The organism is Mycobacterium sp. TH-M116 (assembly GCF_057473685.1).
In genome coordinates this window covers 1-1997 of the sequence record NZ_JBYCLC010000009.1, presented here as the reverse complement: position 1 = coordinate 1997, position 1997 = coordinate 1, and the positions used below count along the sequence as shown (strand labels likewise).

1 protein-coding gene is annotated in these 1997 nt (G+C 65.7%); it reads right to left on the bottom strand.

All coding sequences use genetic code 11. The features are described from left to right. On the bottom strand, positions 1-1997 hold a 1997-nt coding region (locus AC2VOK_RS00180), incomplete at both ends, for a SufD family Fe-S cluster assembly protein (protein ID WP_428898669.1).

Genomic DNA, 1997 nt, shown 5'->3' with positions numbered 1-1997 from the left:
TTGGTGACCAGGTTGTAGACGTTGTTCGACCAGTTCTGGATCGTGGTGTAGCGGCAACGGCCACCGGGCTTGACGATGATCTCGACCACCGCGGAGTGCAGCGAGTCCGACTTGTAGATCGGCGCGGTGCAGCCCTCGACGTAGTGCACGTAGGCGCCCTCGTCGACGATGATCAGCGTCCGCTCGAACTGGCCCATGTTCTCGGTGTTGATCCGGAAGTAGGCCTGCAGCGGGATGTCGACGTGCACGCCCGGCGGCACGTAGATGAACGAGCCACCGCTCCACACCGCGGTGTTGAGCGCCGAGAACTTGTTGTCCCCCGCCGGGATCACGGTGCCGAAGTACTGCTGGAAGATCTCGGGGCGCTCCCGCAGGCCCGTGTCGGTGTCCATGAAGATGACGCCCTGGGCCTCGAGGTCCTCGCGGATCTGGTGGTAGACCACCTCGGAGTTGTGCACCACGAGACCTTCGGCCACGAAGTTGTGCGGTCCGTCCACCTCGACGTCGAAGACCGGCTCGACGGTGTGCGGCTCGATCGACTTGACCCGCTCGAACCCGAGCCAGTCGTTAGTGTGGGCCCGGATCGTCGTCCCGTGTGCGCCGTTCGAGGAATGCAGGTAGCGGCGACGGCCGAAGCGGTCCGTCCGCTTCGGGTTGCGACAGCCGAGCCGCTCGAAGTCACCGGAAATACCGAGGCGCCAGGCAGTCTGGGTGCGCTCCGGGGCATGCCGATACGGTTGGCTGAACGCCCACGGACCACCCGCGCGCAGACCGGACAATTCGGCCAGTTCGCGCGCTTGTCCGAGCAACGCTTCATTGGCACAAGTCAGCAACACTGAGTCGCCGCTCGCCGGGCCGACGTACCCGTCGGCGTCGACCCAGCCGCCGAGAAAGGCCAGCCGCTGCTCAACCGGCAAGCCATAGACCCAGTCGGGCACCCGCTTGGTCAGCGACACCCCGCCGAACCCTAATGCAACGATCCACTCCGTCAAGGCCTTTGAGTTGACGACGATCCGGTAGTCGTCTGCCTCGATACAACGGAGTCCGAATAGCTCCCCGACGACGCGAGTCACCTCGGCCCGCAATCGGACGTCGGTGGCGGGAACCGCGAACTGCACTCGATAGGTCTTCGGTGAGAGGTGCAGGTTGCCGTCGCCGATGTAAAGACCAAGCAGCCACATCAAGTCGACAGAGCTGACCCGAGGGACATCCAACCCGGCCACGTCAGGAAGTTCCGCGGTGACGCCGAACTCGGGAATACGCCGCGGCACGCCGATGAAGTCGCCCGGCTTGATCTCATCCACCGTCACCCATCGCCGGGCGAAGCGGGCGCGCTGCCGCCCGTCCTTGCGCTCGTCCCGCAATACCAGCATGGGGTGGTTACCGGTCGCGCGGACGCTGCGGCGCGTCGTCTGCACCGTGTAGGTGAGCCGGGTGTCCGTCTGTGCGGCGGCCTTGACCGGGGCCACGACGAATCGTTCGGCGCCCTCGTCGTACGCGAATACGTAATCGCCGAACTCGATCTCCTTGATCGGAATCTGGCCCCGGTTCGCGGTCCACACCAAGGTCTCACCTGCCAGGCATTCGTACTGGGCGGCCACCCCGGCGACCAGCCGCTGCTTCTCCGCCTCCGGGATGCCCAGCCTGTCGTAGGTGTTGCGGATGTCCTCGGGCAACTCCTCCCAGCTCGCGGCCTGCTTCTCGGTGGAGCGCACGAAGTACTTGATGTTGTCGAAGTCGATGCCCTCCAGGTTCGACCCCCACGACGGCATGGGCTTGCGCTCGAAGATGCGCAGCGCCTTGAGCCGTGTCGCCAGCATCCACTCGGGCTCGCTCTTCTTCGCCGAGATGTCACGCACCACCGCCTCAGACAGCCCGCGCTGCGCGCTCGCGCCGGCGACGTCGGTGTCCGCCCAGCCGTAGCCGTAGCGGCCCAGCGAGGCGATGGTCTCCTCTTGGGTGAGCGGTGCGACGATCTTGTCGGCCTCCAGGGTCAT